General features: G+C 65.8%; 22 protein-coding genes. 14 read left to right on the forward strand and 8 right to left on the reverse strand.

What is annotated here, in order from left to right; genetic code table 11:
* Positions 1-25 precede the first annotated feature (25 nt).
* Positions 26-1,183, forward strand: coding sequence for a trans-sulfuration enzyme family protein (locus J5251_RS06860; protein ID WP_208575604.1), 1,158 nt, complete (start codon positions 26-28; stop codon positions 1,181-1,183).
* Between the two features lie 28 nt (positions 1,184-1,211).
* Positions 1,212-1,547, forward strand: a complete 336-nt coding sequence (locus tag J5251_RS06865; protein WP_139006834.1) for a DUF2516 family protein — start codon at positions 1,212-1,214, stop codon at positions 1,545-1,547.
* Positions 1,548-1,554: 7 nt separating this feature from the next.
* Here J5251_RS06865 and J5251_RS06870 read toward each other — a convergent pair whose 3' ends face one another.
* Positions 1,555-2,289, reverse strand: coding sequence for a class I SAM-dependent methyltransferase (locus J5251_RS06870; protein WP_348272980.1), 735 nt, complete (start codon positions 2,287-2,289; stop codon positions 1,555-1,557).
* Between the two features lie 338 nt (positions 2,290-2,627).
* On the opposite strand from J5251_RS06870, the gene J5251_RS06875 reads away from it, so the two are divergent.
* On the forward strand, positions 2,628-3,386 hold the full coding sequence (locus J5251_RS06875; protein ID WP_208575605.1) for a phosphoglyceromutase: 759 nt from the start codon (positions 2,628-2,630) through the stop codon (positions 3,384-3,386).
* A gap of 122 nt (positions 3,387-3,508) precedes the next feature.
* Here J5251_RS06875 and phoU read toward each other — a convergent pair whose 3' ends face one another.
* Positions 3,509-4,168, reverse strand: coding sequence for a phosphate signaling complex protein PhoU (phoU, locus tag J5251_RS06880; RefSeq protein ID WP_139006832.1), 660 nt, complete (start codon positions 4,166-4,168; stop codon positions 3,509-3,511).
* 173 nt (positions 4,169-4,341) lie between these two features.
* Between phoU and J5251_RS06885 the strand changes: the two genes are divergently transcribed.
* Together J5251_RS06885 and J5251_RS06890 are read left to right on the forward strand one after the other, a co-directional pair.
* Positions 4,342-5,541: a sensor histidine kinase gene (locus tag J5251_RS06885; RefSeq protein ID WP_171059477.1), complete on the forward strand. Its 1,200-nt coding sequence runs from the start codon at positions 4,342-4,344 to the stop codon at positions 5,539-5,541.
* The gene (locus J5251_RS06890) at positions 5,538-6,218 is read left to right on the forward strand and encodes a response regulator transcription factor (protein WP_074699808.1); all 681 of its coding nucleotides are present in this window, start codon (positions 5,538-5,540) and stop codon (positions 6,216-6,218) included. The genes J5251_RS06885 and J5251_RS06890 overlap by 4 nt, the downstream gene beginning before the upstream one ends.
* An 87-nt stretch (positions 6,219-6,305) precedes the next feature.
* Here the strand turns inward: J5251_RS06890 and J5251_RS06895 are convergent, their stop codons facing one another.
* Complete coding sequence (locus J5251_RS06895) at positions 6,306-6,848, reverse strand: hypothetical protein (RefSeq protein WP_139006831.1); 543 nt, start codon at positions 6,846-6,848, stop codon at positions 6,306-6,308.
* A 278-nt stretch (positions 6,849-7,126) separates the two neighbouring features.
* Here J5251_RS06895 and J5251_RS06900 point away from each other — a divergent pair, with 278 nt between their 5' ends.
* From J5251_RS06900 to glgX, 6 genes are all read left to right on the forward strand, one after another.
* Positions 7,127-7,609, forward strand: a complete 483-nt coding sequence (locus tag J5251_RS06900) for a CarD family transcriptional regulator (RefSeq protein ID WP_074699806.1) — start codon at positions 7,127-7,129, stop codon at positions 7,607-7,609.
* Between the two features lie 86 nt (positions 7,610-7,695).
* The gene (ispD, locus tag J5251_RS06905) at positions 7,696-8,487 is read left to right on the forward strand and encodes a 2-C-methyl-D-erythritol 4-phosphate cytidylyltransferase (protein ID WP_208575606.1); all 792 of its coding nucleotides are present in this window, start codon (positions 7,696-7,698) and stop codon (positions 8,485-8,487) included.
* A gap of 3 nt (positions 8,488-8,490) precedes the next feature.
* Positions 8,491-8,997 (forward strand): 2-C-methyl-D-erythritol 2,4-cyclodiphosphate synthase, encoded by a 507-nt coding sequence (gene ispF / locus J5251_RS06910; protein WP_208575607.1) that lies wholly within the window; start codon positions 8,491-8,493, stop codon positions 8,995-8,997.
* 16 nt (positions 8,998-9,013) lie between these two features.
* The gene (gene cysS, locus J5251_RS06915; protein ID WP_208575608.1) at positions 9,014-10,474 is read left to right on the forward strand and encodes a cysteine--tRNA ligase; all 1,461 of its coding nucleotides are present in this window, start codon (positions 9,014-9,016) and stop codon (positions 10,472-10,474) included.
* A 98-nt stretch (positions 10,475-10,572) separates the two neighbouring features.
* Positions 10,573-11,556: a 23S rRNA (guanosine(2251)-2'-O)-methyltransferase RlmB gene (gene rlmB / locus J5251_RS06920; protein ID WP_139006827.1), complete on the forward strand. Its 984-nt coding sequence runs from the start codon at positions 10,573-10,575 to the stop codon at positions 11,554-11,556.
* Between the two features lie 183 nt (positions 11,557-11,739).
* Positions 11,740-13,749: a glycogen debranching protein GlgX gene (glgX, locus tag J5251_RS06925; protein WP_244250929.1), complete on the forward strand. Its 2,010-nt coding sequence runs from the start codon at positions 11,740-11,742 to the stop codon at positions 13,747-13,749.
* 111 nt (positions 13,750-13,860) lie between these two features.
* Here glgX and J5251_RS06930 read toward each other — a convergent pair whose 3' ends face one another.
* Genes J5251_RS06930 through J5251_RS06945 form a run of 4 tightly spaced genes read right to left on the reverse strand, consistent with a single transcriptional unit; the run spans position 13,861 to position 16,956 of the window.
* Positions 13,861-14,472: a DUF3618 domain-containing protein gene (locus J5251_RS06930; protein ID WP_208575609.1), complete on the reverse strand. Its 612-nt coding sequence runs from the start codon at positions 14,470-14,472 to the stop codon at positions 13,861-13,863.
* Positions 14,469-14,912, reverse strand: a complete 444-nt coding sequence (locus J5251_RS06935) for a phage holin family protein (RefSeq protein WP_139006825.1) — start codon at positions 14,910-14,912, stop codon at positions 14,469-14,471. Before J5251_RS06935 ends, J5251_RS06930 begins: the two co-directional genes overlap by 4 nt.
* The gene (locus tag J5251_RS06940) at positions 14,909-15,832 is read right to left on the reverse strand and encodes a hypothetical protein (RefSeq protein WP_208575610.1); all 924 of its coding nucleotides are present in this window, start codon (positions 15,830-15,832) and stop codon (positions 14,909-14,911) included. Before J5251_RS06940 ends, J5251_RS06935 begins: the two co-directional genes overlap by 4 nt.
* Positions 15,833-15,879: 47 nt before the next feature.
* On the reverse strand, positions 15,880-16,956 hold the full coding sequence (locus J5251_RS06945) for a YihY/virulence factor BrkB family protein (protein WP_208575611.1): 1,077 nt from the start codon (positions 16,954-16,956) through the stop codon (positions 15,880-15,882).
* Between the two features lie 97 nt (positions 16,957-17,053).
* Between J5251_RS06945 and J5251_RS06950 the strand changes: the two genes are divergently transcribed.
* From J5251_RS06950 to J5251_RS06960, 3 genes are read left to right on the forward strand one after another with little or no spacing between them, the layout of a single operon-like run.
* Positions 17,054-18,082: an iron-containing redox enzyme family protein gene (locus J5251_RS06950; protein ID WP_208575612.1), complete on the forward strand. Its 1,029-nt coding sequence runs from the start codon at positions 17,054-17,056 to the stop codon at positions 18,080-18,082.
* A 40-nt stretch (positions 18,083-18,122) separates the two neighbouring features.
* Positions 18,123-19,247: a glycosyltransferase gene (locus tag J5251_RS06955; protein ID WP_244250835.1), complete on the forward strand. Its 1,125-nt coding sequence runs from the start codon at positions 18,123-18,125 to the stop codon at positions 19,245-19,247.
* On the forward strand, positions 19,169-19,450 hold the full coding sequence (locus J5251_RS06960) for a CDGSH iron-sulfur domain-containing protein (protein WP_208575613.1): 282 nt from the start codon (positions 19,169-19,171) through the stop codon (positions 19,448-19,450). The genes J5251_RS06955 and J5251_RS06960 overlap by 79 nt, the downstream gene beginning before the upstream one ends.
* A 21-nt stretch (positions 19,451-19,471) precedes the next feature.
* On the opposite strand, the gene glgP is transcribed toward J5251_RS06960, so the two are convergent.
* Positions 19,472-22,102: an alpha-glucan family phosphorylase gene (gene glgP / locus J5251_RS06965; RefSeq protein ID WP_208575614.1), complete on the reverse strand. Its 2,631-nt coding sequence runs from the start codon at positions 22,100-22,102 to the stop codon at positions 19,472-19,474.
* Positions 22,103-22,217 lie beyond the last annotated feature (115 nt).

Below are 22,217 nucleotides of genomic sequence, written 5' to 3' on the forward strand. Positions count from 1 at the left end.
GGCCCGCGGGATTAACCTAGCTGTCATGAGCCAGAGCGCACCCCAGCATCCAGACCACCTTGCCCCGGACACCGTGGTGGTTTCCGCCGGCCGCCCGGAGCGGACCCACGATTCCCCGGTGAACCCGCCGGTGGTGCTGTCCTCGACGTTCTTCGGGCTAGGCGAAGTCGTCGCGGGCGACCGTGCCTACGGGCGTTACTCCAACCCCACCTGGGACCCGTTCGAGGAAACCCTGGGCGAGCTCGAGGGCGCAGAACTGCCTGCCCTAGTCTTCGCGTCGGGACTGGCCGCCGTGGCTGCGGCGCTGTCCCTGGTTCCCGCCGGCGGCGTGGTTGTCATGCCGCAGCACAGCTACCAGGGCAGCCTGGCTTTGGCCCAAGACCTGGCCGGGCGCGGCGCGGTGAAGATCCGCACCGTGGACATTGCGGATACCGAAGCCGTCAAGGCCCAGCTGGAGGGCGCGGACATGGTGTGGCTGGAAAGCCCCACCAACCCCATGCTCGAAATAGCCGAGCTCGGCGTCCTGGCCAAGGCAGCGCACGACGCCGGTGCTTTGGTGGTTGCCGACAACACCTTTTCCACCCCGCTGGGACAGCGCCCGCTGGAGGTCGGCGTGGACGTCGTCGTCCATTCGGTGACGAAATATCTTGCCGGGCATTCCGACGTCGTCCTTGGCGCCGTGGTCACCTCCAATCCGGAGCTGCAGGCGAAGTTGCTGACGCACCGCTCCCTGCACGGGGCTATCGCCGGACCGTTCGCAACCTGGCTCGCGCTGCGCGGGGTGCGCACTTTGGCGCTGCGGGTGGAGCGTTCGCAGGCGACGGCGGCGGAGCTCGCCGCGAGACTGCAGCAGCATCCGCGGGTGGAAGCCGTGCGCTACCCGGGCCTGCCGGGCGATCCGGGGCACGAGCGCGCCAAGGCGCAGATGAACGGCTTCGGCTCCATCATCGCCATCCAGATCCGCGGCGGTTCGGCTGCCGCTGAAGCCGTTACCGAGGCACTGCAGCTGTGGCTGCCCGCAACCTCGCTGGGCGGCGTGGAGTCGCTGATCGAGCGGCGCCGCCGGCACGTCAACGAACCGGCAAGCGTGCCCGAAAACCTGCTGCGGCTATCCGTCGGAATTGAGAACGCAGCCGATCTGTGGGCCGATCTGGACCAGGCGCTGGGAAAAGTGCAGGACTGATAGGCGAAAGAACAGTTAGGCTTGGAAGGTGCTACTTGTCTACGCGTTCCAGCATTGGCTGTATTTCGGTCTGGGGATCCTCGCCCTGGGCATTGAGTTGTGGGCGCTGGTCGACTGCCTCGGCCGGAAGGGCGAGCACTTCCAGGCCGCCTTCAAGCGCACCAAGGGGTTCTGGACCGGCATGACCGCCGGTTCCGTCGCCGTGGGCGCGCTGTCGCTGCTGGGGACCGGACTGGGCACCTGGATGCTGTTCCAGCTGGCCGCCGTCGCCGCTGCCTCCGTGTACCTGGCGGATGTGAAGCCGGCGCTGAACGAGCTGAAGGGATCCGGCGGCAGCGCCTACGGCCCCTACGGACCCTGGTAAGCGGCCCCTACGGGCCTTGGTAACCCGGCTCGACTGCCGCCCAGGCCACCGTCACTTCACCGAGGCGCCACCGCGAGGGACCGTCCAGTACGGGCCAGCCGGCCGCGGCCACACCGCGGCACATCGCCAGCCACCGCTGCCGGTTGCCGAAGGAAGCCAGCACGGCGGCCTCGGCCCAGGCCTTGTCCAGTGCCTGCAGGTAGCGGTGGATCTTCTCGCCGGGGAAATTGTGGTGGATCAGCGCTTTCGGCAGCCGCTCGGCCACATCGGAGGGCCGGTCGAAAGCACCGAACCGCAGCGAGATGCTCAGCGACACCGGCCCCTCCGGCGAAATGGCCACCCAGGTGGCACGCCGGCCGATCTCGTCGCAGGTGCCGTCGATGAACAGTCCGCCTGGTGCCAGCCGCCCCCGCACCATGTCCCAATGCGCGGCGTACTCAGACTCGTCATATTGGCGCAGCACGTTGAAGGCGCGCACCACCGCCGGACGGCGCCCCGCCACCGGGATCTCAAAGCCGCCCTGCCGGAAACTCAACCCGGGCCGCTCCAGCGCTTTGGCACGCCGGACCCGCTCGGGTTCGATCTCGATCCCGATCACTTCGACATCGGGGCGCACTTTGGCCAGCCGGTGGTGGAGCTCGACGGCGGTGATCGGCGCGGCGCCGTAGCCCAGATCGATGACCAGCGGATCGGCTGCCTTTTTGACGCTGGCCGCGCTCGGGCCGGAAAGCCAGCGGTCCATCCGCCGCAGCCGGTTCGGGTTGGTAGTGCCCCGCGTGATGGAACCGACCGGTTTGCCTGGCCTGCCAGGCCTGCCCCTCGGGTACTCCACAGTGTGGCCGGACGCGGCGGGGGCAGTCTTCAGGCTGGGCACAAGGAAAAAGAATAAGTGCCGCACGGAAACACGGGATGACGACGCCGGCCGCCCACCGCCGTCGTAATTCCCCCTGATGGAAACTAAATCCGCAGGTCACAGCAGGGGAAAGCCCCCATGACGACGGCGGGGCGCGGCGCAGCAGCGTGCGTAACGTCACGGTCGCGGACGGCTGGTAAAGGCGTGTAAACGCTAGGATTACAGCCATGACTGCCTCTTCGAACTACAAGCTGATTCTGCTGCGGCACGGCCAAAGCGACTGGAACGAGAAAAACCTCTTTACCGGCTGGGTGGACGTTCCGCTGACCGAACAGGGCCGGGCCGAGGCCAAGCGCGGCGGCGAACTGCTGGTCGAGGCGGGTATCCTGCCGGACGTGCTCTACACCTCGCGGCTCAAGCGCGCCATCGTCACCGCCAACATTGCCCTAGAGGCGGCGGACCGGGACTGGATCGACGTCAAGCGGGACTGGCGCCTGAACGAGCGCCACTACGGCGCGCTGCAGGGCAAGGACAAGGCGCAGATCCGCGAAGAGTTCGGCGACGAGCAGTTCATGCTGTGGCGCCGTTCCTACGACACCCCGCCGCCCAAGCTGGATGACTCCAGCGAATGGTCGCAGGTGGGGGACCCGCGCTATGCGGACCTCAACGGCAACCTCCCGCGCACCGAGTGCCTCAAGGACGTGCTGGAGCGCTTCCTGCCGTACTGGGAATCGGACATCTCCAAGGACGTGCAAGCCGGGAAGACCGTGCTGGTGGCCGCGCACGGCAACTCGCTGCGCGCCCTGGTCAAGCACCTGGACGGCATTAGCGACGACGACATTGCCAGCCTCAACATCCCCACCGGCATTCCGTTGGTGTACGAACTGGACGAAAACCTCAAGCCCGTGAAGGCCGGCGGCACGTACCTCGACGCCGACGCCGCGGCGGCGGCCATCGAAGCCGTGGCCAACCAAGGCAAAAAGTAGCCTGCTGCCCCGCAAACGCCGAAGGCCGGCCCTCAGCGCAGTAACTGCGCTGAGGGCCGGCCTTCGCTTTGGTCCTGACGTGTCATGCGGCCGGACGGTGGCCGCCCGGACCACTGAACGGTCTAGTGGGACGCGCCGTTCGGTGCCCATTCGCCGGTCACCAGGTAAGTGACCTTGCGCGCGACCGAGACGCCGTGGTCCGCGAAGCGCTCGAAGTAGCGGCTGGCCAGCGAAACGTCGACGGCGGTGGGAGCCGTTTCGGCGAAGTCAGGAGCCGCAATGGCCTTGAAGATCCCGGCATGGAGTTCGTTGATGCGGTCGTTGTGGCGGTTGATGTCCCGGGCCAGCTCCAGGTTGCGGGTGTCCAGCAATTCCGTCAGCTTCCGGGCGATGGCAATATCGTTCTCGGCGAGCTCTGCGAAGGTGGGGCGCAGCGACTCGGGGCTGACATTCGCCGGATAACGCATGCGGGCCAGCTGGGCGACATGGCGGGCCAGGTCGCCCATCCGCTCCAGCGAAGCGCTCATGCGCAAGGCTCCTACGATCATGCGCAGGTCCGAAGCCACCGGTCCCTGGAGCGCCAGGATCTCAATGGCACGTTCGTCCAGATCGTTCTGCAGGAAATCGATCCGCGCGTCGGCAGCGATGACCTCCTGGGCGAGTTCGATATCGGCGTTGACGAATGACTCATTCGCCTTCTCCATGGCCTCGGCTACGAGCCGTGAAATTTCGATCAGCTGTTCGCCGACCTGGTGGAGCTCTGCCTGGAATACCTTGCGCACAGGGCGTCCTTTCGCTTGTTGCAATAGTTATGGTCACACTTACCAAGCAGACTTTCAGCGCCCGGTGAACTGTTACCCGTCTCTAGGTGAACGTTAGTTGAACCCCTGTTTGATTACTACCGGAAGGGGTAATTGTGGCGCTTTCGTAGGCATAAGCTAGAGGCGTGAGTGCTCTGATGATCGGCCTGCTGGCCGGACTGGCCGGCATCGTGCTGGGCGCCTTTGGTGTGCTCGCCTTCAGGCTGAGCGAGAGCCAGCGGCGGGACCGTATCGAAGTTGCCGAGCCGACCATTCCGGATGGATCGGCGGAAGTGTTGTCCGTCGTCGGACGTGCCTACGTGATTGTTGATGTGATCGACGGCGTAGTGCGTGCCAGCCCCGGGGCCTATGCCTTTGGCCTGGTGCGCGGCCATACGGTGGTGCACAAGGAACTGCTGGAACTGACTGCACGGGTCCGCCGCGACGGCGTCATCGAGGAACGCCAGTTGGAACTGCCCCGCGGCCCGCTGGGGCAGGGCACCATCATCGTGCAGGTGCGGGTGGCTCCCATCGGGGACGAATACATTTTGCTGCTGGCCGACGACCGGACCGAAATCACCCGCACCGAGGCGATGCGCACAGATTTCGTCGCCAACGTCTCGCACGAACTGAAGACACCGGTCGGCGCCCTGTCGCTGCTGGCCGAGGCGATCGAAGAGGCCGCGGATGACGAGGTGGCGGTGCGCCGGTTCGCCCAGCGGATGGAGAAGGAGTCCAAACGGCTCAGCGCGCTGGTGCAGGACATCATCGAACTGTCCCGGCTGCAAAGCGCCGACGTGGTGCAGTCCGGCGAGGCTGTCGACCTCAACGCGGTGGTCACCGAAGCCGTGGACCGCAACCGGCTGCCGGCCGAAAGCAAGGACATCAAGATTGTGGTGGGCGGCAAGGTGGACAACGAAGTCTACGGCGACGCCGACCTGCTCATGACCGCGCTGCGTAACCTCATCGACAATGCCATCCGCTATGCGCCGGAGAGCTCCACCGTGGGAGTCGGGATGCGAACCCGCGACGGCCTCGCCACGGTATCTGTTACCGACCAGGGGCCCGGGATCTCCCAGGATGAGCAGGACCGGATTTTCGAGCGCTTTTACCGCATCGATGCCGCGCGCTCGAGGCAGACCGGCGGAACCGGGCTGGGCCTGAGCATCGTCAAACACGTCATTTCCCAGCACGGCGGCGAGATTTCGGTCTGGTCCCAGCCCGGGCAGGGATCGACCTTTACCGTCCGGCTGCCGGAGATGGAGCAGTCCGATTCCGAGGACGAGGCCGGCGATGAACCGGCCCGGGAAACACCAAAGGGCGCAGGCGCCCGTGAGCAAGGAGTTAGTGCTTGACCCGCATTCTGGTTGTCGAAGATGAAGAGTCGCTGAGCGATCCGCTGAGCTATCTTCTGGGCAAAGAGGGCTTTGAAGTACAAGTTGTCGACAACGGTTTGGACGCCGTCGTGGAGTTTGACCGGTCCGGCGCGGATCTGGTCCTGCTGGATCTGATGCTGCCGGGACAGTCCGGCACCGAGGTCTGCCGGCAGCTGCGCCAGCGATCCAACGTACCCGTGATCATGCTGACCGCCAAGGATGCGGAGATCGACAAGGTAGTCGGCCTGGAACTGGGCGCGGACGACTACGTCACCAAGCCCTATTCCTCGCGCGAACTGGTAGCCCGGGTCCGCGCCGTCCTGCGCCGCCAGGGCGAGCCGGAAGAGCTGATTTCCAACACGGTCCAGTCCGGCCCGGTGCGGATGGATGTCGAGCGGCATGTGGTCAGCGTCAGCGGAGAGCAGGTCTCGCTGCCGCTGAAGGAATTCGAACTGCTGGAAATGCTGCTGCGCAACGCAGGCCGGGTGCTCACCCGCGGCCAGCTGATCGACCGGGTCTGGGGCTCCGACTACGTCGGGGATACCAAGACCCTGGACGTCCACGTGAAGCGGCTGCGCAGCAAGGTGGAACCGGACCCGTCCGCCCCCCGTTACCTGGTCACCGTCCGCGGGCTCGGCTATAAATTCGAGCCCTAAACACCTGGGCATATAAAAAGGACCGCACTCCTTGTGAGTGCGGTCCTTTTATATGCCCGGTCCGGGCCAGCCGGCGCTGGACAGCGGCTAGTGCGAGGCCGTTTCGGTTGCTTCCGGGCTGGCGCTTTCGGTGGGGGCGGTGGTTTGGGCCGGGGTGCCGCCGGGTACGAACTCGGCGTATTCGGGCAGAGTGCCGTCCAGGACCGGCACGCCGACGACCTCGGAGTCCGAGTTCACCTGGACGGTGACGTCCACGATGGAACCGGGAATGCCGCCAGGGCTGCTGAGGGTCGTTTCATTCTCGTCCTGCTCGAAACGGATCTGCCCGTTTGCCGGCACGGTAACGCTTGCGTTGCTCCCGCCGACGGTAAGGCTTAGCTGGACGGGGGAGTCGGACGTGTTGGCGGCGGTGCCCAGAACCCGGCCCTGCGATTCGGCATCGGCGGCAAGGATCATCAGGTTGCGCAGGTCGATGGGGCCAATGTCGGCCACGATGCCGTCGCTGGCCGCGTAGGAGAACGTAGTTGCCTGTTCACTGATGGCGCTGCACCCTGCGCTCCCCAGCAGGGCTAGTGCGGCGGCGCCGGCTACAAGGGCACGCTGCACACGGTTCTTCGGCGCAATCTTCACAGCAGGAACTCCTCAATCAAAAGGCTTTGTAGATGAGTGGCGGTTGCGCAGACAGAAAGCACAACACGGTCACTAGCCTAGCCGTATTTGCCCAAAAAACAGGACTCGGCACCCGTAAAGAACGCGTCAGGCTGACCCCGGGATGCATCAATCATCGGATCCGTCAAGACCATAATGCTGGTCATTTTGCCCTTCCGAGGGCCTCTGACCAGCGCAAACTCGGGGAAGTAGGGCCTTTTTCCGTGGTAAACTTGTAGGCGGGAAAGGGGAAAGTCCACATGGTATTTGAGGTCGGCGAGACGGTAGTTTACCCTCACCACGGTGCAGCGAAGATCGAAGAGATCAAGATGCGCACCATCAAGGGCGAAGAGAAGATGTATCTCAAGCTCCGCGTGGCTCAGGGTGACCTGACCATTGAGGTTCCGGCAGAGAACGTAGACCTGGTTGGCGTTCGGGATGTAGTGGGCAAGGAAGGCCTGGAGCACGTGTTCGACGTTCTCCGTGCCGAGTTCACTGAAGAGCCCACCAACTGGTCGCGTCGGTACAAGGCGAATCTGGAAAAACTGGCCTCCGGTGACGTTATCAAGGTAGCGGAAGTAGTCCGTGACTTGTGGCGCCGGGAGCAGGACCGTGGTCTTTCGGCAGGCGAAAAGCGCATGCTGGCCAAGGCCCGCCAGATCCTGATTTCCGAACTGGCTCTTGCGGAAAAGACAGACGAAGACAAGGCAGCTGAAGTGCTCGACGAGGTTCTGGCCTCCTAACCCGGCAGCCTGCAAGGCACAATGAACCTAGAGCGGCCGGTCCTGTTGGACCGGCCGCTTTTTTGATGCCGGTATAGGCTTGGGCCGTGCCCAGAAGTTCCAAGCCGCGGATCGGCGTCGTTGTTGTTGCTGCAGGCTCCGGCCAACGCCTTGGCTACGGGCTGCCCAAAGCCCAGGTACCGCTGGCCGGACGCACCATTTTGGCGCACGCCCTGGAGGGCATCCTGGCTTCAGGGGTCGCGGAGCGGATCTGCGTAGCCGTACCGGTGGGGGATTGCGTGCTGCGGACCGTCTGCGAAGGGGTCTCCGGACGGGTTCCGGTGACAGCGGTGGAAGGCGGTGCCAGCCGTGCCGCTTCCGTGAGCCAGGCACTGGCCGGACTGGGGCCGGATCTGGACGGCATCCTGGTCCACGACGCCGCCCGGGCGCTCACGCCGCCGGAAGTTTTCGTCCGCGTAGTCGATGCGCTGGCCGCGGGGGCGAAGGCGGTCATTCCTGCTGTTCCCGTGGCGGACACCATCAAGACCGCCGTTCCCTCCGCAGCCGGACAACAGTCCATCGCCAGCGAAAAGGTGGCCGGAACCCCGGACCGTTCCCGGCTGCGCGCAGTGCAGACTCCGCAGGGTTTCGACGCTGCCGCCCTGACGTCCGCGCACCGCACCCTGGCCGCGATGGGGCCGCTGGAGGCCGAGGCGATCACGGACGATGCGATGCTGCTGGAAAGCCAGGGTACCGATGTATTCCTGGTGCCCGGATCGCCGGAGGCACTGAAGATCACCACGGCGCTCGACTTGATGACCGCCGAAGCGTTGGTGGCAGCTCGCTCCCGCACCGTCCAGCCCACCGCAAACCAGCCTGTCCCGACAATGGAGGATTGATCCATGGCCACGTTGCCCTACCCGCTTCCGCGCACCGGCATCGGCGTGGACGTGCATGCTTACGCCCCCGAGGATGACCCGCAGCCGCTGTGGTTGGGCGGCCTGCACTGGGAAGGTGAGCGCGGCCTGGCCGGTCATTCCGACGGCGATCCCGTGGCCCACGCCGCCGCGGACGCCCTGTTCTCGGCCGCAGGAGTGGGCGACCTCGGTACCCACTTCGGCACCGACCGGCCGGAATACGCCGGCGCTTCCGGGCTCACGCTGCTGGCCGCGGCCGCCCGGATCGTCCGCGATGCCGGGTTCGAGATCGGCAACGTCGCCGTGCAGTTGATCGGCAACCGGCCCAAGTTCACCCCGCGGCGGGACGAGTCCGAGGCGGCCCTCACCGAGGCGGCCGGTGCACCGGTGAGCGTCTCTGCCACGACCAGCGACCGACTGGGGTTCACGGGCAGAGGCGAGGGGATCGCGGCCGTGGCGACCGCCGTCGTTGTTTCGGTTCGCCAGCCCTGACAGCTAATCTGGAGCGGTGAGCCTGAGATTCTATGACACCGCCAGTGCAGAAGTCCGCGATTTCGTCCCGCTGCAGCCGGGCAAGGTAGGCCTCTACTACTGCGGTGCCACCGTGCAGGGGGATCCGCACGTGGGCCACATCCGTTCGGGCATCGCGTTTGACCAGCTGACCCGCTGGCTTCGCTACAGCGGCTACGAGGTCACGGTGGTCCGCAATGTTACGGACATCGACGACAAGATCCTGGCCAAATCCGCCGCCTCCTACCTGCCGGAAGCGCTGGAGGACCCGCTGGCGGTCCCCAACGAGCCGTGGTGGGCGCTGGCCTACCGCTACGAGCAGGCCTTCGAGCGCGCCTACGACATCCTCGGCGTCCAGCGGCCCACCTACGAGCCGCGCGCCACCGGGCACATTCCGGAAATGCACCAGCTCATCGCGCTGCTGATCGACCGCGGCCACGCCTACCCGGCGCTGGACGGCTCCGGTGACGTCTACTTCGACGTGCGCTCGTGGTCCGAGTACGGCTCGCTGACACGGCAGAAGATTGAAGACATGCAGGCAGCGCCCGACGCCGGTCCCCGCGGCAAGAAGGATCCGCGCGACTTTGCGCTGTGGAAGGGTTACAAAGAGGGCGAGCCCGCCACCGCCAGCTGGCCCAGCCCGTGGGGCACCGGCCGCCCCGGCTGGCATCTGGAATGCTCGGCCATGGTCACCAAGTACCTGGGCCCGGAGTTCGATATCCACGGCGGGGGACTGGACCTGCGGTTCCCGCACCACGAAAACGAGATGGCGCAATCCCGCGCCGCCGGCCACGGCTTCGCGAACTTCTGGATGCATAACGGCATGGTCACCTACGAGGGCGAAAAGATGTCCAAGTCCGTGGGCAACATTGTCACGCCGACCGAAATGCTGGAGCTGGCCCGGCCGGTGGTGGTCCGCTACTACCTGGGCCAGGCGCAGTACCGCTCCGCCCTGGACTACAACCCGGGCTCGCTCACGGAGGCCGCGGCCGCCGTCGAACGCATTGAAGGGTTCCTGCAACGGGCGCTGAAGTTCCTCTACGGCGAAGACTTCGGCTTCGTAGGCAGCGATGTCCCGGAGGCCTTCCGCGCCGCGATGGACGACGACCTGAACGTGCCGCAGGCGCTGGCGGTGATCCATGAGACCGTGCGCGCCGGCAACACAGCCCTGGACGGCAAGGACAGCGAGGGGATAGAGCGGGCGCTGCACCAGGTACTCGCGATGACGGACGTGCTCTTCATCAATCCGCTGGATCCGCACTGGAACGCAGGCGGAACGGACATCGCCGCACGCCAGGCGCTGGACACCCTGGTTCAGGCGCAGCTCGAGGAACGCCGCGCGGCCCGCGAAGCCAAGGACTGGGCCAGGGCCGATGCCATCCGCGATACGCTGGCCGCGGCCGGCGTCGTTGTGGAGGATTCCGCGGACGGGCCCACGTGGACCGTGGCAGCCCGGTAAACTCGTAGGCATAGGCAAGACCTGGACGACGGGAATCGCTAGAAACTGATCCCGCGCCGACCGGTGCGGAGCATATTTGACTGACCGAAGGTAAAACCATGGCCAACAAAGGACGCCCCGGAGCGGTGCGCAAGACCAAGAAGGGCCCCACCACGGGGACCGGAGGGCACGGGCGCAAGTCCCTCGAAGGCAAGGGGCCGACCCCGAAGGCTGAGGACCGGCCGTACCACAAGGCTTATCGCGGCAAGGAACTCGCCGAGCGTTCCGCCGCCAAGCGGCCCGCAGGCCGGGCAGGTGCCTCCCGCGGACGCAGCAAGACCGCCGAGGAGGTTGTCACCGGGCGCAACTCCGTGGTGGAGGCACTGCGCGCCGGAGTGCCGGCGAAGGCGCTGCACGTAGCGGTCCGGGTTGAGATGGATGACCGGGTCAAGGAGTCCCTGAAGCTCGCCGCCGAACGCGGTATTCCGGTGATGGAATCCCACAAGCCGGAACTGGACCGGATGACCGAGGATGCCGTCCACCAGGGCCTGGTCCTCCAGATCCCGCCGTACGACTACCAGGACGCGCTGGAACTGGCTGAAGAAACCATGGCCAAGTTCAAGAAGGGCTACATCCGCAACGCGCCGCTGTTCATCGCGCTGGATGGCATCACGGATCCGCGCAACCTCGGCGCCATCATCCGCTCGGCCTCGGCCTTCAGCGGTCACGGCGTCATTGTGCCCGAGCGCCGCTCGGTGGGCATGACGGCCTCTGCTTGGAAGACCAGTGCCGGGGCAGCCGTGCGCGTTCCGGTGGCCAGGGCCTCCAATCTGAACAACGCGCTCAAGGCCTTCAAGCAGTTGGGCATCTACGTAGTGGGGCTCGACGGCGGCGGCGACGTTTCGCTGCCCGGACTGGAACTGGCAACCGAGCCGCTGTGCATCGTGGTCGGTTCCGAGGGCAAGGGCCTGTCCCGGCTCGTCCGCGAGAATTGCGACCAGATTGTCTCCATCCCGATCGACTCGGACATGGAATCGCTGAACGCGTCCATGGCCGTGGGCATCAGCCTGTACGAAGTATCCCGGCAGCGCGCAGCGCAATAGCGCCGCCGTACCAACAGAACAGGCATACCCTTGGCCAACCCCGCCGATTCCGTCACTCCCATCAACACCACAACCAACGCGAGCGTTGGCCGGCAAACCGCCGGGCACCGGGGCAGCGAGGGCCGTTCCTCCCGCACCTCCAATCCCGTACCGCTCGGCGTCAGCGCCGGTGCTGCAGGGCTGTTGGCCGGGGAGGTCAACGTGGCGGTGTTCGCGCCGGCGGTCTCCGCCCTGGATATCCATTTCGAGGACGCCGACGGCCGGTGGGGCGCCGCACTCCTGCCGGAACTGACCGACGGCGTGCACCACGGGATCGTCCGGGGTTTGCTCCCCGGCAACCGTTATGCGTTCTGGCCGCACGGCAAGGCCCTGCCCGGCGGCGGTGCGGGGCAGCTGCTGCTGGATCCTTACGGCCGTGCGATTGACGACGACGGCGGCATCTTCCGTTCGGTTCACGTGGACGCCGGGTTCGACTGGGCCGGTGATACCGCGCCGGAGGTGCCGTGGCGGGACACGGTGGTCTACGAATGCCATGTGAAGGGCCAGACCAAGCTGCACCCGGAGATTCCCGAAGCGCTCCGAGGAACTTACGCGGGCCTGGCACACCCGGTCATGCTCGAGTACTTCAAGAACCTGGGAATCACTTCCGTCCAACTGCTGCCGGTGCATTTCCATATCGATGAGCCGCACCTGCAGGAACTGGGGCTGTCGAACTACTGGGGCTACAACACGTTGGGCTTTTTCGCCCCGCACGCCCGGTACGCCACCAGAGCTGCGCGCGCGGCGGGGCCAAAGGCTGTGCAGGACGAGTTCAAGTCCATGGTCAAGAGCCTGCATGAAGCCGGGCTCGAAGTCATTCTCGACGTGGTCTATAACCACACCGCCGAGGGCGGCAAACACCAGCAGACCTACTCGTTCCGCGGCCTCGGCGACGAGGTCTACTACCGCCACGACGGCCACGGCAACTATCTGGACACCACTGGCTGCGGCAACACCCTTGACCTGAACGAGCCGCAGGTCCTGGCCCTGGTGGTGGACTCGCTGCGGTACTGGGTCCAGGAATTCCATGTCGACGGCTTCCGTTTCGACCTGGCCGTTTCGCTCTGCCGCGACCCGGACGGCCATTTCAACCCGCGCCATCCGTTCCTGCGTGCGACGGCGGAGGACCCTACGCTGTCCGAGATCAAACTGATTTCCGAACCATGGGACGTGGCGCCGGGCGGCTGGCAGACCGGTAATTTCCCCGCCGGCTGGGCGGACTGGAACGACCGCTTCCGCGATACCGTCCGGGACTTCTGGCTCGGCGACCAGCACGCAATCCGCCAGGGCATGCCGGGCGGATCGGTGGCACGCCTGGCGAGCCGCCTGGCCGGCTCGGCCGATGTCTTCGCCGGTTCCGGCCGAAGCTCGCTGGCGTCGGTAAACTTCATCACCGCCCACGACGGCTTCACCCTGGCGGACCTGACATCGTACGACCGCAAGCACAACGAGGACAACGGCGAAGAAAACCGGGACGGAACCAACCACAACCGCAGCTACAACCACGGGGTCGAAGGTCCCACGGGCGACGCGGCCGTCCTGGACGCGCGCGCCCGTTCCGCGCGGAACCTGATGGCCACGCTGCTGCTCTCGCTCGGCGTCCCGATGATCACCGCCGGGGACGAACTGGGCAAAACCCAGCACGGCAACAACAACGCGTACTGCCAGGACAACGAGCTGTCCTGGCTCAACTGGGTGCTCGATGACCGTCAGGAACAGATGTTCAAGATCACGCGGCGGCTGCTGCGGATCCGGCAGTCCTTCCTGACCAGCCAGCCGCGCAGTTATCCCACCCGGGAACAAAGCTCCTACCTGCTGTGGTTCAACGAAGCGGGCGAACCCATGACCCACGAGCAGTGGACCGACCCCGGCAGCCGGACGCTCCAGCTGCTGATGGGCTCGCCGGATGGCGTCATCGACGGGCTGGTAGTGATCAACGGCCGGTGCGAACCGCGCAAGATCACGATGCCCAGTACCGGCGCCCTGAAGGATTTCGGCGTCCAGGCCGGCAACAACCGTATGTTTGAACTGGTCCTGACTACTTCCAAGCTGGATGACCAGCGCCGCGGCGCCAAGGTACGCAGCGGCGAACGCGAGATCATCGGGGCGGATGCCCTCAGCGTCTACCGCGTCTGGCTACCGGGCGAAAACTAGAGAACGACGGCGGTGTGCACCACCGCCGTCGTTCTCCTTACCCGTCTTGGCCAGGTCCCGCTCTGCTACAGTCGCAGACCAATCCGGAGCGGATACCCCTGAAAGCCGCCTCTACATCCGGCCGGCCGGCGGTTCCTGGACGTGCTGCCGTGCCGTGTCGGCCCGGTCCTTGACGTCCTGCGCAGCCGACTGGCCTTCTGCCTTGACGTTCTCCGCCGATTCCTTGGCCGAGGTCTTCAGATCCTCGGCTGCTTGCCGGGCAGGTTCCTTCATATCCTGCGCCACCTGCTGGGCGGACGTCTTGACCTCGTCGACCAACGGTTGGGCCTGGTCCTTCACCTTTTCGGCCGCCTGCTGCTCTACCTTGCTGGCGGGGAACAGCGAGGAGACCAGCCAGCCGGCGCCGAAGGCAATCAGGCCCGCGGCCAGCGGATTGCCCTCGGTCTTGCGGGCAATCTGGTGCGGTGCATCGCTGACTGCTTGACCGGCGTCGTGTGCCATGGACCGAGCGGAGCCGCCCGCGTCATCTTTGGCAGCCATGACTGAGTCCTTGGCGCCCATGACCTTGTCCTTGGCCCGGCCAACGGAATCCTTCACCTTGTCCGTCTGCCGGTGCACAATGTTCGAGGGCGAGGCCTTCTCTGCCACGGCGTCTACATCCGTGCCGAGCCGTGCCCGGGTGCGTTCAATGTCTGCTCGGATTTCTTCTGGTGACTGGCTCATCGTGCTTCCTCACTGGGCTTGAGAGTTTCGGGTATTTTCTTGACGGACTCCGTGGTGCGTGGCATCCCCTGGATGGTCTTCATTTGCTTCTTGCCGACCGAGAAGAGGATGGCGCCGATGATTGCCCAAATGACGGCGACAATCACCGCGGACCAGCCCCAGCCGATGAGGGAGCCGAGGGCATCCCAAAGGCCGATGGAGAGGAACAGCAGGACGAAGTGGCCCGCGACCGCGGCACCAACCATCATCCCTACGCCCTTGCCGGCCCTTGTACCGGACTCCTTCAGTTCGGCTTTGGCCAGTTCCAGTTCCTGGCGCATCAGGATCGAAATGTCACGGCTGACTTCGCCGAGCAAATCGCCCAGCGACTCGTTCTCGGCCTTGACCTCGGCGCGTGTGGGCGGAACCTGACCGGGATCGGGAACGCGGTTCTCGGTCATCGGCTCCCACCGCCCTCATACGGGTCCCGTTCCGGAATGGCCGTGCCCCGGCCGCCAGCCGGCGGTTCCTCCGGGTAACTGATGGTCTCCGGTGCGCCAGCCGCTCCACCGAGACCGGAATGTGTTTCCCGGCGCTCGGTGGCACCGGTCGGGGTGGCGGAGGGATATCCGATGGTTTCCGGTGCTCCGGCTGTGCCCCCGAGTGCCGAGCCTGTCTGCGCACCCGGGGCCGCGAAGCCCGCGGCACTCTGCGTGTCGTAGTCATAATCGGACACTGCCGGGGTCGCACGGTGTGCGCCGCCGTACTGTGTTCCGCCCTGTGCGCTCTGTCCGGATCCACCGCTGTCGGCGGTCATGCCGCGGGTCAACCGGCCTGCAAGCAGTCCGGCGCCGGCCGCGATGGCCAGGAAGGCGCCGGGACGCTGGCGCGCAAAGCGCCTGGCTTCGTCCAGCAGCGAGCCCGGATCACGGTTCTCCAGCCAACCTGCCACGGAGCCTGCCTTGTCAGCCGCCTGGCTCACAAGATGGGTGGCCGTACCCGAACCTTCCGAGTTTTGGGACATGGAGCGGAGCTCATCGCCGATGGAGCGCAGGCCCGATGCCACGCGCTGCTGCTGGGTGCTGGCCTGGCTCTTGACGTCGTCGCCGAGCTCGGACACCAGGCCGCGGGCCTTCTGCTTGGCCTCCTGCGCTACCTGCTTCGCCTCGCCCTTGGCCGTTTCCTTGACGTGCTCGCCGGCGGCTTTGCTCTCGCGGCCTACTTCCCTGGCCTCTTCTTTTGCCATGTCGCTCTTGGACTGCTGGCCTGCCGGCGTGGCATAAGGATCCGTTGCGTAGGGATCCTGACTGACCGGGCCACCGGGCTGGCTGTAGCCGGGAACGCCGTCGTCGTAGTTGCCGGTATTCGGATTCGTAGTCATCGCAATTCCTTTTCCTCGTCGGTTTCTTCCTACGGAGCAGATGATGGTTAGCCTGGGCCGCCGGAATCATCCTCGGTCTGGGCGTACTTGCGGCGCAGAGAACGGCCGCGCTCTATGTCCTCCTTTTCTTTTTCGAGCTGCTTGTCGCTCTTGCGCGTATCTCGGGGCGGCAGTTGGATGGTTTCCTCCGCCTCGATGCCTGCCTGCAGCTGGCGGCCGCGTTCGGTTTCTGCATCGAACTCGGCGCCGAAGAGCAGGGACAGATTGGACAGCCAGAACCACAGCAGCAGTACGATCATGCCGCCGATAGCGCCGTAGGTCCGGTTGTAGTTGGAAAAATTGGCTACGTAGAAGGCGAACCCGGCAGTGGCCAGGGCCAGTACCAGCAGCGCGATCAACGCGCCCATGCTCATCCAGCGGAATTTCGGCTGCTTCACATTGGGAGTGGCGTAGTAGAGCAGTGCCACCACCAGCACGGCGAAGGCTGCAAGCACGGGCCACTTGGCGATGTTCCACACCGTCAGTGCCACGGCACCCAGTCCGATGGCCGAACCGAGGGCTTCAGCAACGGGCCCGGACAGAATCAGGATGAGCAGCATCAGCGCGGCCAGCAGCACCACCACCAGGGTGATCAGCAACATGACCGGACGCAGCTTCCAGAAGGGCCGGCCCTCCTCTATCTCATAGATCCGGTTCATCGCGCGGCTGAAGGCGTTCACATAGCCGGAGGCGGACCATAAAGCACCGACGACACCGGCGATGAGTGCCAGCCCCGCAGTGGGCGCGCTGGCCAGCTGCTCGATCGGCTGGCGCAGGGTGTCTGCCGCCTGTCCCGGTGCCACGCGTTGGAGCATGTCGGTCATGAATGTAGTGGTCTGCTCGCCCTGTCCGAAGACGCCGAGCAGCGAGACCAGCGCCAGCAGGGCAGGGAACAAGGACAGCACTGCATAGTAGGTCAGGGCAGCAGCCAGGTCCGTGCACTGGTCGGCGGAGAACTCACGAATGGCCTTGCGGAAGACATAGAGCCAGGACGGTTTCTTAATGTCGCCGGGGGAACCGGGCTTGCGGGAGTCTTCGGGCGATGGCGCCCGCGATCCCTTTGCCGTCGTATCTTCGTGTGTCATGATCACCTCCTGGGCAGCGGCCGACATGGTCGGACAAATTCCATCGTATTGGTAAGTATGCTTAGAAGTAAGGGGTTCCCTTGGAACAGGAGAAATAATGAAAATGCCTACGCCTCGCGGACCGGGGAGCTCGATCCTGATGGACATCCTCGCCACGGCACCGCAACACCATGTGCCCGAGCTAGCAAGGATGGGCGCCGCCATGGAACAGACGGCCCCGGGTCAGCTGATGGACGACGACGACCTGCAGCTCGCGCTCTTCTGTCTCTACGAGCTGCACTACGGCGGCATCGAGGGCGTGGACGACCGGTGGGAATGGCATCCGGAGCTGACCGCGTTCCGGCTGGAGCTGGAACGCCGCTTCGAGGGCGTCCTCCGCCGGATGACGCGCGTGCCCGACGCTCCACAGCCCATTGCCGCGGACGTGGCTGCGGTGCTGTTTAAACTCACGGGGGACGACGACGGCCCCAGCGTTTCGAAATACGTCGCCAGGGAGGCGACAGCGGAGCAGTTGCGGGAGTTCCTGATCCACCGCTCCGTCTACCAGCTCAAGGAAGCGGATCCGCACAGCTGGGCCATCCCGCGGCTGACCGGACGGGCCAAGGCAGCCCTGGTGGAGATCCAGGCGGACGAGTATGGCGGCGGCCAGCCAGAGAGGATGCACTCGGCTCTCTTCGCACGGTCCATGCGGGGTCTGGGGCTGGACGATCAGTACGGCGCGTATGTGGACCTGATCCCTGCCGTGACATTGGCCTCGGTCAATATGATGTCGCTGTTCGGCCTGAACCGGCGGCTGCACGGCGCGATCGTAGGGCATTTGGCGGCGTACGAGATGACGTCATCCATCCCGAACAAGTTCTACAGCCGGGGCTTCCGCCGCCATGGCCACGGTGAGGATGTCACCGGCTACTTCGACGAGCATGTCGAGGCCGATGCGGTCCACGAACAGATCGCCGGGCGCGATCTGGCCGGCGGACTCGCGGAAGCGGAACCGCAGCTGCTGCCGGACATCCTGTTTGGAGCCGCAGCGGCTTTGGCCGTGGACGCTTTGGTGGGAACGCACCAGCTTTCGGCGTGGCAGGCCGGGCGCAGCTCGCTGCGGATCCCGCTGGATCTGGCGGCATGAGCAGCTGCGGTCTGTCCGGGGCAGGAAGGGGGGCGCCAGCATGACCGGGACTGCGGGCAGCAGCGGCCACGAGGTGCAGCTGCCCGAAGCGGAGTACATTCTGCCGCTGCGCTGGTTTTCGGACGATGGCCTCGATGAGCTGACCGGCTACCTCCGTCTGCTCTCGGGCTGGATCCGCATCACCGTGGTGGACGGCTCCGCCCCCGCACTGTTTAACGTGCACGCAGCGGCGTGGGCCGGATTGGTGGAGCACCGCAGGCCCGAAGTCTGGCCGGGGCGCAACGGCAAAGTCGCCGGCGTCATGACAGGAGTGCGGCACAGCAGGAAGGAATACCTGGTGCTGGCCGACGACGACGTCCGCTACACCCTTCCCGCGCTCCGCCGGCTGGTGGCACTGCTGGCGGGGGCGGACGTTGTCCGGCCGCAAAACTACTTCCTGACCCTGCCCTGGCACGCGCGCTGGGACACCGCCCGCACGCTGCTCAACCGCGCCGTGGCCTCGGACTTCCCCGGCACGCTGGGGGTCCGCCGCAGCGCGCTGGAGGCCACGGACGGTTATGACGGGGATGTACTGTTCGAAAACCTCGAGTTGATCCGCACGGTCAAGGCCGCCGGCGGAAGGGAACTTCGGGCGGACAATCTTTTTGTCGGCCGGATCCCGGCAACGGCCGCACATTTCAGGGGACAGCGGATCCGACAGGCCTACGACGACTTCGCCCAGCCAGTCCGGCTGGCCGTGGAACTTACGCTGCTGCCGCTAATCATCTTCGCGGCACGCCGGCCGGCCCGCTGGATCCCATTGCTTGCGGCGGCCGTTGCCATGGCGGAAGCCGGACGACGGCGGAAAAACGGACGCGCCGTCTTCCCGCCGACCTCGGCGCTGTGGGTGCCGTGCTGGCTGCTCGAACGCGCCGTCTGCATCTGGCTGGCCCTGGGCCAGCGGCTGGCCGGTGGCGTGAAATACGCCGGTAACCGGATGCCCACGGCCGGCACGCCCCGCTACCAACTGCGGCGGAAGTATGCCGCCCAACGATCACAGCACATCCCGTCACCGCTCCCGCCACGGGACCAGGAAAGGAACTTCCCATGCAGTCAGCCGAGCCGATCGAGCCAGCCGAGCCAGCCGAGCGAATTGAGCCTGCCGAGCCGCGCAACGTCCTCGTAGCCTGCCCGGACGGGCCCTTCCTGCTGCGCGGCGACGTCGAAATTGTGACACCGGACGGTGAACCGGTACCGCGCCGCCGGAAGACCGTAGCGCTGTGCCGTTGCGGAGCCTCCTCGATCAAGCCGTACTGCGACGGCACGCATAAGCTGATCGGCTTCACCACCGCCGTCGGCAGAGCCGAACAGCCTTCCTCGGACGCATAGGCTGGCTTGGCGGCCGGACTCTTAGTTCGCGTTGGCCACCAGCCCGAGCTCGGCCTTCGCCGCCATGGACTCATGCAGTGGCAGGACCCGCACGGTGTAGCCAAAGGAACCAGAGCAGTCGATCACGACCTCCCCGCTGAACAGGAATCTACCCTCGCCCAAGTCCTCTTTAAAGCAGAGCGGATCAAAGCCTGTCTGGTCCAGTTCATCGCCCTCGCCCACCTGGCCATGGGCTACCTCGACGCAGACGTCCGAAGGGCTGAGCTTCCCCAGACGTACGTAGGCGTTGACCCGCAGCGGGTCCCCGATTTGCGGATTGTCCGAGACTCCGAGCGAGTCGACGTGTTCCACCGACACCTCCGGCCAGGCGGCACGCAGCCGCTTGGTCCAGGCCGCAAAATCCCGTGCGACGGCAAAGTCCCCGGCGCGGGCGTCGCGGCCGGCGGTGCAGGCGGGCGTGTAGAGCTGGCGGACATAGTCCTCCACCATGCGCTCGGCGGAAACCGCGGGCCCGAGATTGGCGAGGGTATGCCGGATCATGGCAATCCACTGGTGGGGCAGCCAGTCGGACGGTGCAACCGGCGCTGACGGCCCGGCGGCAGCAGCGCCATCGGTGGCCTCCGCCCCATAGAAGCGCGGAGCCACCTGGTTCTCCAGCAGGTCGTACAGTGCGGCGGCCTCGATGTCGTCGCGTTCCTCCGGGCTGACTAGCGAATCCGTTCCGGATGTCGTGGAAGGATTAGCCGTCGGAATCGCCCAGCCGTTGTCGCCGTCGTACATTTCATCCCACCAGCCATCCAGCACGGACAGGTTCAGACCGCCGTTGATGGCCGCCTTCATGCCCGACGTCCCGCAGGCCTCCAGCGGGCGCAGCGGGTTGTTCAGCCAGACATCGCAACCCGGGAAGAGCGTGCGCGCCATGGCGATGTCATAGTTGGGCAGGAAGACGATCCGGTGCCGGATCGCGGGGTCGTCGGTGAAACGGACCAGGTCCTGGATCATCCGCTTGCCTTGCTCGTCGGCAGGATGCGACTTGCCGGCAATGACGAGCTGGATGGGATGCTCCTTATGGAGCAGCAGTGCCTTGAGCCGGGCCGGATCGCGGAGCATCAGCGTCAGCCGCTTGTACGTGGGTACGCGCCGGGCGAAGCCGATGGTCAGCACATCCGGGTCCAGCACATTTTTGGTCCAGGCCAGCTCAGCGTCCGTGGCGCCGCGCTTCTTCCAGGACGAACGCAGCCGCCGCCGGACGTCGTCGATCAGGGTCGAGCGCAGCTCGCGGCGCAGGTTCCAGATCTCCTCGTCGGCGACGTCGTAAACCTTGTCCCATTGCCGGGCCACCACGGACTCCGGGCCGAACTTGGCCTTGGCCAGCGCGGCAATCCGGGCATCAACCCAGGTGGGAACGTGCACGCCGTTGGTGACCGAGGTGATGGGTACTTCCTGCGTATCGAACCCCGGGAAGAGTCCGGAGAACATGCCGCGGGAGACCACCCCATGAAGCTTGGCTACACCGTTGGCCCGCTGGGCCAGCCGCAGGCCCATGACGGCCATATTGAATTTGGTGGGATCCCCGCCGTCGTAATTTTCGGCGCCAAGGGCCAGGATCTGCTCGATGGGCACCTTGGGGGCCAGCCCGGCGCGGAAGAAATGCTCCACCTGCAGCTTCTCGAAGCGGTCGATTCCGGCCGGTACGGGGGTATGCGTGGTGAAAACCGTGTTGGCGCGGCCCGCCGTCAGGGCCTCGTGCCAGGTCAGCCCGGTGTCCATCAGCTCGCGGATCCGTTCCACGCCGAGGAAGCCCGCATGGCCTTCGTTGGTGTGGAAAACTTCCGGCGCGGGCGTGTCCGTCAGACGTTCGTAAATGCGCAGGGCCTTAACCCCGCCCATGCCCAGCAGCAGCTCCTGCTGAAGCCGGTGGTCGCCGCCGCCGCCGTAGAGCCGGTCCGTAATGTGCCGTGCGGCCTCGTCGTTGCCGGCCACGTTCGAGTCGAGCAGCAGCAGCGGCACGCGCCCCACGTCGGCACGCCAGATGTGCGCCAGCAGGCGGCGCTCATTGGGCAGCGGCAGTTCCACCTGCGCCGGCGTCCCGTCGGCTTCACGCAGGAGGGTCAGCGGCAGCCCGTCCGGATCCAGCACCGGGTACGTTTCCTGCTGCCAGCCGTCGCGGCTGAGTGACTGCTTGAAGTAGCCGGCCGCGTAGAGCAGGCCGACACCGATCAGCGGCACCCCCAGGTCCGAGGCGGCCTTGAGATGGTCCCCGGCGAGGATGCCGAGCCCGCCCGAGTACTGGGGGAGGACGGAGCTGATGCCGTATTCGGGGGAGAAGTAAGCGATCGACGCCGGTGCGTCCGCGCCGAGGGTCTGGTACCAGCGGTCGTCGCTCAGGTACCGGTCGAGGTCTGCGCTGAGGGCCTGGACCTGGTCCACCAGCGCGGCGTCGGACGCCAGCGCCTGGAGCTGCTCGCGGTTGAACGAGCCCAGCAGCGCCACCGGGTCGTGGCTTTTGGCCCACAGGACCGGGTCAAGGCGCTCGAACAACTGCTGCGTGGGCTGGTGCCAGGACCAGCGCAAATTGCCTGCCAGCCGGCCCAGGGCGGCGATGCTGTCAGGGAGAACAGTGCGGACCGTAAATCTGCGGATTGCCTTCACCCGGCCTACGGTAGCGCAGATGTAACCATATGTCGGTTTCAAAGACGTAAACGCTTGAGTAACGATCCGAATTTGTACCCAGTTCGCCATAAAGCCTTAGCAAACCGGCACATTT

It is taken from the genome of Arthrobacter crystallopoietes, assembly GCF_017603825.1.
GTDB lineage: Bacteria > Actinomycetota > Actinomycetes > Actinomycetales > Micrococcaceae > Crystallibacter > Crystallibacter crystallopoietes_B.

What these genes read in the sequence shown, in the direction of transcription:
- J5251_RS06955 (WP_244250835.1), top strand. Translation starts at nt 18,123, where the DNA reads ATGACCGGGACTGCGGGCAGCAGCGGCCACGAGGTGCAGCTGCCCGAA.
- J5251_RS06945 (WP_208575611.1), bottom strand. Translation starts at nt 16,956, where the DNA reads ATGACACACGAAGATACGACGGCAAAGGGATCGCGGGCGCCATCGCCC.
- J5251_RS06875 (WP_208575605.1), top strand. Translation starts at nt 2,628, where the DNA reads ATGACTGCCTCTTCGAACTACAAGCTGATTCTGCTGCGGCACGGCCAA.
- J5251_RS06870 (WP_348272980.1), bottom strand. Translation starts at nt 2,289, where the DNA reads ATGGACCGCTGGCTTTCCGGCCCGAGCGCGGCCAGCGTCAAAAAGGCA.
- J5251_RS06860 (WP_208575604.1), top strand. Translation starts at nt 26, where the DNA reads ATGAGCCAGAGCGCACCCCAGCATCCAGACCACCTTGCCCCGGACACC.
- J5251_RS06930 (WP_208575609.1), bottom strand. Translation starts at nt 14,472, where the DNA reads ATGAGCCAGTCACCAGAAGAAATCCGAGCAGACATTGAACGCACCCGG.
- J5251_RS06960 (WP_208575613.1), top strand. Translation starts at nt 19,169, where the DNA reads ATGCAGTCAGCCGAGCCGATCGAGCCAGCCGAGCCAGCCGAGCGAATT.
- J5251_RS06935 (WP_139006825.1), bottom strand. Translation starts at nt 14,912, where the DNA reads ATGACCGAGAACCGCGTTCCCGATCCCGGTCAGGTTCCGCCCACACGC.
- rlmB (WP_139006827.1), top strand. Translation starts at nt 10,573, where the DNA reads ATGGCCAACAAAGGACGCCCCGGAGCGGTGCGCAAGACCAAGAAGGGC.
- J5251_RS06940 (WP_208575610.1), bottom strand. Translation starts at nt 15,832, where the DNA reads ATGACTACGAATCCGAATACCGGCAACTACGACGACGGCGTTCCCGGC.
- J5251_RS06900 (WP_074699806.1), top strand. Translation starts at nt 7,127, where the DNA reads ATGGTATTTGAGGTCGGCGAGACGGTAGTTTACCCTCACCACGGTGCA.
- ispF (WP_208575607.1), top strand. Translation starts at nt 8,491, where the DNA reads ATGGCCACGTTGCCCTACCCGCTTCCGCGCACCGGCATCGGCGTGGAC.
- J5251_RS06950 (WP_208575612.1), top strand. Translation starts at nt 17,054, where the DNA reads ATGAAAATGCCTACGCCTCGCGGACCGGGGAGCTCGATCCTGATGGAC.